An 11,607-nucleotide genomic window follows, 5' to 3' on the forward strand; every position below is an offset into this window, starting at 1 on the left:
TTAAAGTCTTTGTATATTGACATCCTGAAGTTAGGACACTCTTTAGTTCGGAGCCATAGCGAGCATGTGTTATTGATGCCGACAGTGGGAGTGACGCTCCTCAGGAGTAGGTAACAATCTCAAAATATATTGGCTCAAACTGGATACTGTGACTAAATTTCTTAGTTTTTTATTTATGAAGTTGACAATTTAATTAGGAAGTCTTCCTGCTGAATCCGGTAAACCATTTTTTGAGTCATGGGCATCCAATTTGACGCTGTTGAGAGACCAGCGATACTCCATTGGCAAGTTGGCTCGCTGACAGCTTTGTTCTAATTGCTTCTGTTGAGCTAGGGCTTTACGCAGAGTACTGATCAATTCATGAACCTGCTCTCGCAATTGGGGGTTTTGACTGGTAGCAAATGCGGTTTGGCGCTCTAGCAGTTGGAGCAGCAGTTCGTAGTGAATATAAGATGGAAGGGGAATTGGATCCATGAAATTTGCTGTACCTCGGTGAGTCGGAGTCTGCCATCAAAATTGACTATTTTTTTGGGCTATGGGTCACTGATGGCTAAACAAGCTGGCAATAGCAACTGCTGGGTCTGGCTGTTTTACCAATGACTCACCAATGAGGACGGCTGTGGCTCCGGCAGATGCTACCTGATCAAGGTGAGCGTTGGTATGAAGCCCTGATTCACTGACTACCAGAATGCCACGTTCGAGTAGTTGGTTAGCCCTTGCTGCTAGTAATTGACAGGTTGTTTGTAAATCGACGGAAAAATCTTCCAAGTTACGATTGTTTATACCTACTAGGGTAACTCCATCGAGAGATAATACTCGATCTAATTCAGATTGGGTATGGACTTCGATCAAGGGAGTGATCGACAGAGTCTTAGCAATTTTGATAAAGTATTGCAGGTCTTGATCGGAAAGGATGGCTGCAATCAGTAAAACTGCATCTGCTCCGTGACTACGAGCCATGTACATTTGGTAGGGATAGATGATGAACTCCTTACACAGCAAAGGCAAGTCTACAGCAGCACGAACTTTTGCCAGGTTTTCCCAACTACCCTGAAAGAATTTTTGATCTGTCAGCACTGAGATCGCACTAGCACCACCTTGGCTGTATGACTGAGCAATGGCTACTGGGTCAAAATTTTCTCGAATAACCCCTTTGCTAGGAGATGCTTTTTTGATTTCTGCAATCAGGGCAGGGCTAGTCTTTCCTGATTTTAGGGCTGCTAGAAAGTCTCGGGGGGGTGGTGCTGTTTGTACTCGCTTACGCAACTCCACTAGAGGCAGACTTTCCCGCATCTGGTCAATTTCTTTCTCTTTGTGCCAGACAATTTCTTCGAGAATATGGTGGGGTTTATCGTCTGGTAGTGCAACTTGATAGTGCAGGGTTTGGATTTTAACTGCTGGATTAGGTGGGCGTCGGCGAATTTGCATCAGTAGTTTTATATAGTGCGTGAGTGCGTCAGTCCCTCAGTGCGTCAGTTTCTCAGTGCGTCAGTTCCAAAATCCTTTGTTAATTAGCAATTAACAAAGGATTTTGACTAATGAGTTACAGCTCGTTTGTAAGCTTCGTCGAGTACTTCTGACAGAGTGGGGTGAGCATGGACTAAGTAGGCGAGGGAGTTGACCGATTGTCTGTTTGCGATCGCATTTGAGGCTTCGTGAATTAAGTCGGAGGCGTGGATACCTAGGATGTGGACTCCTAGGACTTCCCCGGTATCTTTACGGTAGATCACTTTCGCTACCCCATCTGCTTCTCCTTCTGCGATCGCTTTAGAATTCCCCTTAAAGTATGATTTTACAATGGATACTTCAAAGCCTTCTTCGGAGGCCAATTTTTTGGCTTGTGGTTCGCTTAGGCCGACGTAGCTGATTTCTGGATGGGTAAAGGCGGCTGCGGGTATGCTGCGGTAGTCTATGGTGCGCTGACGTCCACAGATATTCTCTACTGCGACAATACCTTGAGCGGATGCGGCATGGGCTAACATCATTTTCCCAGTGGCATCACCAATTGCCCAAAGATGGGGCACGGGTTCCCCTGCTGAAAGTACTGCCATGGTGTCATCTACGGGAATATAACCGCGCCGGTCTGTTTCCACTCCTACGGCATCTAGTCCTAGGTCTTTGGTGGCGGGAATCCGACCTGTAGCGACCAGGCAAGCATCGACTTCGAGCACATCGACTACTTCCTTGGTTTTGGTATCTGCTAGTTCAATTACTACCGGGGAACCGGGAGTTACTTTCATCGCTAGCACCCCAGTGTGGGTTTCAATGTCCCGAGGTTTGATCAGGATGCGTGTGGCTAGTTTGGCAATATCAGGGTCAAAGGTTGGCATCAGGTCGTCTAGGGCTTCGATCATGGTGATTTCAGACCCTAGTGCTGTGTAGACATCAGCAAACTCTAGACCAATGTAACCACTGCCCACGATTGCTACCCAATCTGGCAGCCATTCTAGTTTGATGGCATCATCACTGGTAAATACGGTTTTGCCATCAATCTCAATTCCTGGGGGTACAAAGGGAATTGAACCAGCGGATATCATAATATCTTTGCCAGTGATAGTTTTTTCGCCATTGTCTGTAGCAACGGTTACTTTTTGATGTCCAGCTACTTTACCCCAGCCTTTAATAATATCCACACCCAAGCGTTTTAGGCTGTTGGTCAGGTCACCACGAATCTTACTGACTAGATTGCTGGCATGATTTGCGATCGCATTTCGGTCAAACTCAACCCCTGCTACTTTAATCCCAAGGGCATTGAGATGATGAGCGTCCTGTAGCTCTCGCACTCTACCTGATGCGGCTAATAGAGCTTTAGAAGGGATGCAGCCCCGGTTGACACAAGTTCCGCCCATGTCAGCGGCTTCAATAATAGCGGTTTTCAGACCACAGCTAACTGCGTGTAAGGCAGCACCATGACCCCCCACACCAGCACCGATAATCAATAAATCGTAATCAAAGTCTTGACTCACATCTATCTCCTGAGTTAGATTGGCTATGCTTCGTCCTTATTATTTTCAACTTGAGCAATCCAGGATTGCAAGTGCTCAACTATTAAGATTGGGAGGGTGAAGTATGAAGTATCTAGGATCGCAAAGGGAACAGGGAACAGGGAACAGGGAATCGGGAACAGGGAATCGGGAATCGGGAACAGGGAACAGGGAACTTCGGACGTGGGAACACGGAACACGGAAAAACTCCTGTGTACCTCATTAGGCTAGAAACCGCTATAGAAAAAATTTTAGTTAGCTCCAATACCTTAATTGTTATTAGTTACAAGTCATAACTAGAGATTTTTTTAAACTTACTTAAGTTAGATGGGGTGTATGTCACTTATGCAGAGCATTTGTACTCAAGCTATCGCCCCTTCATGGCTTTTAGCTTGCTCATATATAGCATTTGTATTTGATATTTCAAGCTGTATGGTCTTTTTTTATTGAACCATAAAACCCCGAATCTGTTTCCCCTCTTGCCTCTTGCCTCTTGCCTCTTGCCTCTTGCCTCTTGCCTCTTACCATTGAAATCTTGAGCATATATTGAGCCATAATATGTCAAAAATAATATTTTTTTTATAAATCTAAATTTTTTTTAAATAATTCAATATTTTGGCTAGCATACCTGCTAGATTCGGGTGGGTTACAAATCCTTTAAAAGATTGAGGTTTTAAGTAATGTTTAAGCGATTTTTTCAGTTTATTGGACTATTGGCTGCAGTAGTCTTGCTGAGCACAACTCTAGGGGTTTCTCCTGCCCAAGCCCAAGTTATTGAAGGCCCTGTAGGACGGACAACCACTGAATTTTATAATTTCCCTGAGGCCAGCACATTAGGTCCAATTACTGAAATCACGGTTCATCATGGGTGGATTATTGATGGCTTCAAGGTAAGTTATGCCAATGGAAAATCATTTCAGAATGGAGGTACTGGCGGCGGAGAGACCACCATCAATTTTAGTGCAGATGATCCATTAGTAGAAGTAGATGGTTACGTTGCAGACTATTCATATGCTGGCAACAAACCCTTAATTGCCCAATTAACATTTAAGACTCTTAAGGGCAAGACCTATGGTCCGTTTGGTACTATGCAATCAACATCAAACCGAAAGCCATTCACTTTAAAAGCTGCCCAACCCACCATTCAATCATTCTTCGGCAGCGCCAGTGGCTATCTCACTTCTTTGGGAGTCTATATCGACACCGGGTGTGAATAAACTGGGGATAGTTATCATCCGTATTCCCATCTTGTTGGGTAACCGGGGATAGTTCTTAATAAACCCTACTTTATTGTTTTTTTGATAAGGCAATTATTTATATAGTGTTTTTGGAATTCCAAGAACACTATTTTTTATAGAAATCATAAAATTATAGCAGAAGTCAGAAGTTTGAAGTCAGAAGTCAGAAGTTAAACTAGCTTTGTATCTAGGTTTGAGGAAAAGTGACTGTCCTAAACTAGGCTTCGACTGCTATAGATGCCTTTAAAGTAAGGTGGTTTGACTACGCTGGTTGAGTTTTGTGTAAGCTTATGCTTACAGTTTTGTCAGTCAACCAGCCCACCTAAAACTTGAGACTAAATACTTTCAAAAACGTTGCCGTTTAGCTTCGTACAACATCAAGGCAGCAGCAATCGCTACATTTAAGGATTCTACCCCTGGCATCAGGGGAATCTTAACTTGCTGATCTGTGGTGTTTACTAACTCTTCCTTAAGTCCAGCTGCTTCATTGCCCAGGAGTATTAAGCTAGGACAGCGCCAATCTATGTCCCAGTAACTGACCTTAGCATCTGGTACTGTGGCCACTACTTGTATCCCTTGAGCTTGAGCTTGAGCTACGAGGGTGGGCAAATCCGGGGTAACTGCCATGGGAAGACGGAACCACTGACCAACTGAGGCTCGCAATACTTTAGGATTATCTAGCTCTACACTATCGGAACTTAGCCACAATCCTTCTGCACCAGCAGCTACGGCAGTTCTAATGATTGTTCCAAGATTTCCTGGGTCTTGTATGGTTTCTAGGGCTAGCCCTAGGGAGAGGGAATTGAGGGGTTTAGGGGAAAGGGGAAGACGGGTTGCTGTGGCTACTACTCCATCTGGCTCAACTGTAGTAGCGATCGCTTTTAGTACAGACTGACTTACCACTTCCACTCTTTGAGACCGAACGGAAGCATCTTGGGATAGTTGTGGATGAGCTTCAAGCCATTCTGGTGTATAGCAGAGGGTGACTAGGGGATAATCTACGGCACAGGCTTCTGCCAACAGGTTGGTTCCCTCCAACAGAAATAGGTCTTGCTGCCGACGTCCTTTTACTCTGTGCAGCTTCCGAATTTCCTTGACTAGGGGATTCTTAGTGCTTGTCAGCATACAAGTCTGGCTAATTATGCGGAACCCGGGACTTGAACCCGGAAGTCCTTGCGAACACTAGAACCTGAATCTAGCGCGTCTACCAATTCCGCCAGTTCCGCGTTTGTTGGCGCTATAGCAATCGCTGGTGATTCCGATAGTGGTCAGTTCTGATTCAGAACTGTCACGGTTGAGGATTAAACTTAGGGTTGCTATAGGGTTTGCTCTATTAGCTCACCGGTTTTTTAGTATACAGCATTTACTGGGATTTTGGACAAGAAACTTGTCGATAGCCGCAACGCCTGCAAATTTCCCGGTTTACATTGCCAACTACTGAGTATAGTGGAAAACCTGACATTCGATCAAGATACGTGGAAAACTAGACATTTAAAAACTTTCAGGTAAAATCAAAACCAAATTTAACATTTCGCCAGAAATTGCAATGATTTTGGAGGATAGACCCATTAATCACTCTCAAAGCCCGATAAATCCCCAATCTCTGTCCCAGGAAAACGAATCGGTTCTCAAGATTTGGGGTAGAGCGTCTCTCCACGGACAGGTAAAAATTAGTGGAGCTAAAAATTCTGCCTTGGCAATTATGGCAGGGGCTTTACTGTGTTCTCAAGATTGCCGACTGCGTAATGTGCCTTCCCTAGTAGATATCGAGCGGATGAGCCAGATTCTTGCTGCTGTGGGAGTGAAGCTCAAACGCAATGGTGACATCTTAGATTTAGATGTCAGCCATATCGGACAATCAAAAGCTCCCTATGAGTTGGTTAGCCAGCTGCGAGCTAGCTTTTTTATCCTTGGTCCGATGCTAGCGCGATTGGGAGTGGCACGGATACCACTGCCTGGTGGCTGTGCGATTGGTGCTAGACCTGTAGACCTCCATGTCAGGGGTCTACAAGCGATGGGCGCTCAAGTTCATATTGAGCATGGGATTGTCAATGCTTATGTGAAAGGAACAGGTAACAACAAGCTAAAGGGGGCAAAAATCTACCTGGATTACCCCAGTGTCGGGGCAACGGAAACTCTGCTGATGGCAGCGACTCTGGCAGAAGGGGAAACCACCCTTGAAAATGCTGCTCAAGAGCCAGAAGTGGTGGATTTGGCGAATTTCTGCCGAGCAATGGGAGCTCAAATTAGTGGTGCTGGTACTAAAACTATTAGTATCTCTGGGGTTTCTAGTTTACATTCGGTGGATTACCCGATTATTCCTGACCGGATTGAGGCTGGCACTTTCTTGGTAGCTGGGGCAATTACCCACTCTGAACTGAGCCTTTACCCAGTAATACCGGAACATTTAACTGCTGTGATTGCTAAGCTACGGGCAATTGGTAGTGAGGTGATGGTGGAAGAACCCAATCGCTTACGAATTATTCCCAATAAACTAAGGGCAACGGATATTGAAACTTTGCCTTATCCTGGATTTCCTACGGATATGCAAGCCCAGTTTACGGCGTTGCTGGCTCTGAGTGAAGGAAACTGTGTGGTTAGCGAAACGGTTTTTGAAAATCGGCTGCGTCATGTTGCCGAATTGAATCGTATGGGGGCGGATATCCGGGTTAAAGGGAATAATGCGATTATCCGAGGTGTGCCAATGTTGTCGGGAGCACCAGTAGTGGGTACGGATTTACGGGCATCTGCTGCACTTGTGGTCGCTGGGTTAGGGGCAGAAGGAATAACTACGATTCAGGGACTCCGTCATTTAGACCGGGGTTATGACGATTTGGAGGGTAAACTCCGACAACTTGGTGCTAGAGTAGAACGGGTTCCGGCTCAGATAGAGGAAGAGGAACTTCCTCCGACTCCCACTAATGCTATGACTGCAACACAGAAGTAGTCATACTCATTAGTCATTAGTCATTAGTCATTGAGAAATTGTTAATTGTTAATTGTGATCAATTTTCAATTTTCAGTTTTCAGTTTTCAATATCTCTACTAGAGCTTGCTTTACTGTGGAATACTGATATTCCCATCCATAACTAGTGGTTCGTTTGGGTAGCACCTGTTGACCTTCCAAGACTACTGTGGCTCCTTCTCCCAGCAGGGCTTCTAGGGCAACACTGGGAACTGGTAACCAGGAGGGACGATTGAGAACCTCTCCAATGGCGTTACATAGTTCGGACATCAAGACAGGATTGGGGGCTGTGGCATTAAAAATCCCTTCCATGTCTGGTCTGGTTAGGGCAGCTATGATTAAGTTCACTACATCGTCTCGGTGAATCCAAGAAAACCATTGGCGACCGGTACCGATTGGCCCTCCAGCAAACATTTGAAAGGGGGGTATCATTTTGGCTAAGGCACCGCCATTGCCCAAAACTATACCGAGGCGCAGTATCACTAGTCGTACATCAGCTTCTTTGACTTTCTGGGCTTCCCCTTCCCAGGCTTGACAAACCTCTGCCAGAAAGTCGTCTCCAGCAGGACTTGTTTCATCAAAGGTTACTGTTTCACTAGTGCCGTAGTAACCAATGGCAGAAGCGTTTACTAATACCGTGGGTTTAGGGTCAGCAAGAGCGATCGCTTCCACTATTTTTTGGGTACCTAATTGGCGGCTATTGAGGATTTCTTGCTTACGGGCTGCTGTCCAGCGCTCTTCAGCAATGGGGGCTCCGGCTAAATTGACTACACCATCACAGCCTGCGATCGCATTTTGCCAATCCCCTGATTCGGTGGGAGTGTAGGTAATAGTTTCTATATTGGGAAATTGCTTCCTAGCTTTAGCTGAGTCACGGGTTAAGATTAAGGGTTGATGTCCTTCTTCTTGTAGACGCTCGACTAAGCGGCTACCGACAAATCCTGTTGCTCCAGTAATTGCGACTTTCATACTTCATCCTTGATACTTGATATCGTGTCTGATAGCACACTTATGGCTTAGGTTAACCTGGAACGGGACCCAAAGACCGGGGGAAATGTTCAGGATGGGTAATTATCCTTCAGTAGATGGTTTGCTTTCACCGTAAGCCATGCCATTAGCTTCAGCGTACCGATTCATGAAGCGCATGAAGCGTTCCCAGTGGTCGTCTTGATCAATTTCAACTTTACACTCCACTCCTGCTAGCTCATCTCCTTCTGGACCACCGAAGCGAAATTTTATTGAGGATGGAGTCATATTAATGACCCCTTCTTCGTCTGTTAAGACCATTGATTGAGAAAATCGGTTTCTATAACTGTTGAATTGTTCAATAGCCTTTAAGCTTTCAAAGGTCATTAAGACGATGCGGGCTCCTGAGCTTCGGTTTTTTCTGAGGCTGACGTCACTCAGCTGTTCATAAATACCGTCAAAGAATTGGATGGATGGTGTTGAGGAGTTCATTTGAAATATAAAAACATCGTTAAATTTTAGTATATCGCCTTGGGAGGGGTTGACAAAATTATTTTTATAGGTAACAGGGAGTAGGGAGTGGGGAGTGGGGAGTAGGGAGTGGGGAGTAGAGAGTAGGGAACTAGATTAGATGGCTTTGCTCAGCCTACTTTAATTGGTATTTTTTGGATTTACTTCCTATGATTTACAACACTTTTGCTAAGCAATTATTTTTGCTATTATTTCCAGTTAATTGAGGATATTTAATGATAAAATATAGGTATATTTTTGATAAAAAGTTTATGAGCAATTTTGGTAATTTATCATAACATAAAAAAGTAGCTTGCTTTCTTTACTATTGCTATTAAGTCCCTGCTCCGAATTTCCTCAAAACCAAGGAAGACTAACCACAAATGAACCGCCGCCGCATTCTTAAAACTGGACAACCTTACAGCTTTAGCCAATATTTTGACCTTCCCTTTACCCTAGAAGATATCTTGGCTGAATTTGACTGTACCTTTGTGCGATCGCATATCGATCTTCCCCGTCAACCCTTCACTGCTGCTATTGAACCCCTGCTGCACCAACTCCAGCGTAACCGCAAGCGCATCGAGCTGATCAACGAAACTGCCCGTCGCGAAGCCTTGATCGCACCAATTCTGTTTGAAGTAGTGGATCTAACTAATCACCGCATTTACATTGAATATTCTATTGCAGTTAGCGAACACCTGCGGGGAACCTTAGATTATTATATTGCTAACCATAACGTGATTGTGATAGAAGCCAAACAATCTGATCTGGTACGGGGCTTCACTCAACTGGCGGTGGAGTTGGTTGCCCTTGATCAGTGGCTCCAGTCTGACCAGAGAATTTTGTATGGCATTGTTACCACCGGAGAAGACTGGCGTTTCGGTACTTTTAATCGCCAAGAACGTTCTATACAACAAGACCCCAAGCGCTACCTCGTCCCAGAAGAGCTAACCGAGTTGCTGGAAATTTTAGTCGGGATTATGAATTGAAACGGTTAATTAATTATAGTGGTTTTTAATTAGGGAGTCGGGAATCGGGAATCGGGAATCGGGAATAGAGAATAGGAATATAAGTATGAAAAACGCGCTGATCGCAATTTTTAGTTTAAATTTATCCTTGCTCTCAACCATTACTTTTATTTAAAAGTATGATCAACGAGTTTTGATTAAGGAGGCGATAATATCATCAGATATCGATGATCGACTGCATCAATACAATGTCTTTAACTATACCCAATTATCGAAAATTACTTCTTCAGTATCCTCTCTACCCACACTCCCCACACTCTTTCCCCTACTCCCTACTCCCTACTCCCTACTCCCTACTCCCTACTCCCTACTCCCTACTCCCTTTATTCTATACTAATAAAGTCACTGTATTGAAACTATCATGATTGCTGATAAAATCCCCAATTACATTTCCAAAGAAGAGTATCTATCCTACGAAGAAGATAGTGCCATCAAACATGAGTATAGTGATGGAGAAGTCTATGCTATAGCTGGCGCTAGTGATGCCCATGTTACTATTGCCCTTAACCTGGCTTCAGCCTTAAGAAATCATGTCAGGGGCACTGGCTGTCGGGTTTATATGGCAGATATGAAAACTTATGTTGAAGCATCCAATAGTTATTATTATCCTGATGTTATGGTGACTTGCGATGCCAGAGACCGAGAATTGGCTAATTATAAAAAATATCCTTGTTTAATTGTAGAAGTTTTATCTCCCAAGACTGAGGCGTTTGACCGGGGTGACAAATTTTCTGACTATCAACAGTTAGAAACCTTGGTGGAATATGTTTTAATTAGCCAAAATCGTAAACGCCTAGACTGCTTTCGCCGGAATTCCGAGGGAGTTTGGACATTGCAATTTTATTATCCGGGCAGTGAGATTCATCTAGAAACTGTGGATTTTAGAACTAGTCTTGAGGCTTTGTATGAAGATGTAACGTAAGCAGTCAGCCGTGAGCTAAAAGCTCACGCTACGCGAACAGTCGTCAGCCGTCAGCTGACTGCTTACAAGAAGTCTTAGAGCTTTTGGTAGAAGATTACCAAGGTAGAGGTCAAGAGTTACCTTTATTAAATTAGAGTACTTCTTATTTGAGTCTTGAGTTATTTTAAAACATTACTAACAATGACGATAACAGTAGCACTGGCAATTAAGCCAAAAGCTAACTGAATCACCCATTGCGTGGCTTGTTGGTAATTGCTAAATCTTTCATCAAACTTTTTAACTTCATCTGAAAGCTGATCCAGTTTTCGGATTACATCAGTTAATGTTGGTTCTGAATCTTGATTGTGGTTCGGTTCTGGATCGGTAGTTAGTGTCATCGTTAAACTGCCCTAATTATAGGTTTAATTATAACAAATTGGGGGAGCGAGCGCACTATAGCAATCCCTGTCGAAATAGTGATAATTTTTGTTGCATACTCCCTAAAAACCAGAACTTTATACCTCACTCCATTGAAAAATACTGTAAAATTATAGTAGTTAACATACTCCACCACTACAACTATACCAATCCTAAATGAATTGTGAGAATTTTTGTTCTCTTTTCCCTACTCCCTACTCCCTACTCCCTACTCCCTACTCCCTACTCCCTGTTCCCTGTTCCCTGTTCCCTGTTCCCTTTGGTATAGTTATGATAAAAGCAATTACTGCTAGTGGAAAAATCGATCGATCAGGTCAATTATCCTTAGACTACCCAATTGAAGGTACTCCCCCTAAGAGGATATCTGAAAAGTTTTTTATACTGAATTTTGCCCCCCTAACCCCCCAACTTTGGGGGAAGAGTCAATTTGCTTGTAAAAGTCCCCCAATTTTGATACGGCTGGCGAAATTAATATTTGTTTACAAAAGGATGAGCAGATGTGGAAAAGATCCTTTGTTCGTAGTTGGTTTGGGAGTTACAGTTGAAACAATTGTATCAGTTATCAAACTGAGGAGTT

14 protein-coding genes, 1 tRNA gene and 1 pseudogene are annotated in these 11,607 nt (G+C 43.9%); 6 read left to right on the top strand and 10 right to left on the bottom strand.

Annotation, left to right across the window (positions count from 1 at the left end; all coding sequences use genetic code 11):
• Positions 1-189: 189 nt before the first annotated feature.
• The 4 genes from F6K51_RS10480 to F6K51_RS10495 form a co-directional block, all read right to left on the bottom strand.
• Entirely contained in the window at positions 190-474 is a 285-nt protein-coding gene (locus F6K51_RS10480; protein WP_293020122.1) for a DUF5340 domain-containing protein, read from the bottom strand.
• A 66-nt stretch (positions 475-540) separates the two neighbouring features.
• Positions 541-1,431 carry an indole-3-glycerol phosphate synthase TrpC gene (gene trpC / locus F6K51_RS10485; RefSeq protein ID WP_364301183.1) on the bottom strand — a complete coding sequence of 297 codons (891 nt, stop codon included), beginning with the start codon at positions 1,429-1,431 and terminating at the stop codon, positions 541-543.
• 104 nt (positions 1,432-1,535) lie between these two features.
• Positions 1,536-2,966, bottom strand: a complete 1,431-nt coding sequence (lpdA, locus tag F6K51_RS10490) for a dihydrolipoyl dehydrogenase (protein ID WP_293020125.1) — start codon at positions 2,964-2,966, stop codon at positions 1,536-1,538.
• A gap of 112 nt (positions 2,967-3,078) precedes the next feature.
• A complete protein-coding gene (locus F6K51_RS10495) occupies positions 3,079-3,207 on the bottom strand; it encodes a hypothetical protein (RefSeq protein WP_293020126.1) in 129 nt (42 codons plus the stop codon).
• Between the two features lie 457 nt (positions 3,208-3,664).
• On the opposite strand from F6K51_RS10495, the gene F6K51_RS10500 reads away from it, so the two are divergent.
• A complete protein-coding gene (locus tag F6K51_RS10500) occupies positions 3,665-4,201 on the top strand; it encodes a jacalin-like lectin (RefSeq protein WP_293020127.1) in 537 nt (178 codons plus the stop codon).
• Between the two features lie 366 nt (positions 4,202-4,567).
• Here F6K51_RS10500 and F6K51_RS10505 read toward each other — a convergent pair whose 3' ends face one another.
• Both F6K51_RS10505 and F6K51_RS10510 read right to left on the bottom strand, forming a co-directional pair.
• A complete protein-coding gene (locus F6K51_RS10505) occupies positions 4,568-5,347 on the bottom strand; it encodes an RNA methyltransferase (protein ID WP_293020128.1) in 780 nt (259 codons plus the stop codon).
• Between the two features lie 17 nt (positions 5,348-5,364).
• Positions 5,365-5,448, bottom strand: a tRNA-Leu gene (locus tag F6K51_RS10510).
• Positions 5,449-5,768: 320 nt separating this feature from the next.
• Between F6K51_RS10510 and murA the strand changes: the two genes are divergently transcribed.
• Positions 5,769-7,169 carry a UDP-N-acetylglucosamine 1-carboxyvinyltransferase gene (gene murA / locus F6K51_RS10515; RefSeq protein WP_293020129.1) on the top strand — a complete coding sequence of 467 codons (1,401 nt, stop codon included), beginning with the start codon at positions 5,769-5,771 and terminating at the stop codon, positions 7,167-7,169.
• A gap of 72 nt (positions 7,170-7,241) precedes the next feature.
• On the opposite strand, the gene F6K51_RS10520 is transcribed toward murA, so the two are convergent.
• Both F6K51_RS10520 and psb28 read right to left on the bottom strand, forming a co-directional pair.
• The gene (locus F6K51_RS10520; protein WP_293020131.1) at positions 7,242-8,156 is read right to left on the bottom strand and encodes a TIGR01777 family oxidoreductase; all 915 of its coding nucleotides are present in this window, start codon (positions 8,154-8,156) and stop codon (positions 7,242-7,244) included.
• A 102-nt stretch (positions 8,157-8,258) separates the two neighbouring features.
• Positions 8,259-8,645, bottom strand: coding sequence for a photosystem II reaction center protein Psb28 (gene psb28 / locus F6K51_RS10525; protein ID WP_293020132.1), 387 nt, complete (start codon positions 8,643-8,645; stop codon positions 8,259-8,261).
• Between the two features lie 401 nt (positions 8,646-9,046).
• Here psb28 and F6K51_RS10530 point away from each other — a divergent pair, with 401 nt between their 5' ends.
• Positions 9,047-9,652, top strand: coding sequence for a hypothetical protein (locus F6K51_RS10530; protein WP_293020133.1), 606 nt, complete (start codon positions 9,047-9,049; stop codon positions 9,650-9,652).
• Between the two features lie 9 nt (positions 9,653-9,661).
• Here F6K51_RS10530 and F6K51_RS10535 read toward each other — a convergent pair whose 3' ends face one another.
• Positions 9,662-9,793 carry a hypothetical protein gene (locus F6K51_RS10535; RefSeq protein WP_293020135.1) on the bottom strand — a complete coding sequence of 44 codons (132 nt, stop codon included), beginning with the start codon at positions 9,791-9,793 and terminating at the stop codon, positions 9,662-9,664.
• Between the two features lie 31 nt (positions 9,794-9,824).
• Between F6K51_RS10535 and F6K51_RS10540 the strand changes: the two genes are divergently transcribed.
• Both F6K51_RS10540 and F6K51_RS10545 read left to right on the top strand, forming a co-directional pair.
• Entirely contained in the window at positions 9,825-10,028 is a 204-nt protein-coding gene (locus F6K51_RS10540) for a hypothetical protein (RefSeq protein ID WP_293020136.1), read from the top strand.
• 24 nt (positions 10,029-10,052) lie between these two features.
• Complete coding sequence (locus tag F6K51_RS10545; RefSeq protein WP_293020137.1) at positions 10,053-10,613, top strand: Uma2 family endonuclease; 561 nt, start codon at positions 10,053-10,055, stop codon at positions 10,611-10,613.
• Between the two features lie 158 nt (positions 10,614-10,771).
• Here F6K51_RS10545 and F6K51_RS10550 read toward each other — a convergent pair whose 3' ends face one another.
• A complete protein-coding gene (locus tag F6K51_RS10550; RefSeq protein ID WP_293020139.1) occupies positions 10,772-10,990 on the bottom strand; it encodes a hypothetical protein in 219 nt (72 codons plus the stop codon).
• Positions 10,991-11,300: 310 nt separating this feature from the next.
• Between F6K51_RS10550 and F6K51_RS10555 the strand changes: the two are divergent.
• Positions 11,301-11,607: pseudogene (locus F6K51_RS10555) on the top strand (hypothetical protein); the annotation flags it as partial.

Origin of the sequence: Moorena sp. SIO3I8, assembly GCF_010692325.1 — a bacterium.
Classification (GTDB): domain Bacteria; phylum Cyanobacteriota; class Cyanobacteriia; order Cyanobacteriales; family Coleofasciculaceae; genus Moorena.